We start from the raw sequence: 330 nt of genomic DNA on the forward strand, positions 1-330 counted from the left end.
TGTTCGCCCAGCGCGTGCTCTGGTCGATTCCGGCGGTGTTGTTGCTGGTTACCGTGCTGCGTCAGTGGCCGGTGCTGCTCGCTGTCCTGCAGCGCCTGCGCAGCGAGCCTTTGCTGTTGGCCGCCTTGCCGCTTTCGGCGGTACTGATCGGCGTGCAGTGGTTCCTGTTCGTGTGGGCGCCGCTTACTGGGCACATGCTGGATGTTTCGCTGGGTTATTTCCTCTTGCCGCTCGCCATGGTGCTGGTTGGCCGGGTGTTCTATGGCGAGCGACTGCGCCCCTTGCAGAAGATTGCCGTGGCCTGCGCCTTTGCTGGCGTCCTGCATGAGC

Annotated in this window: 1 protein-coding gene; it reads left to right on the forward strand. The window is 63.9% G+C overall.

The window, feature by feature from the left end:
- Positions 1-330: EamA family transporter (locus AC0IYH_RS30320; protein ID WP_471837843.1), on the forward strand; the 330-nt coding region annotated here is incomplete at both ends.

It is taken from the genome of Pseudomonas sp. AC463 (assembly GCF_979253585.1).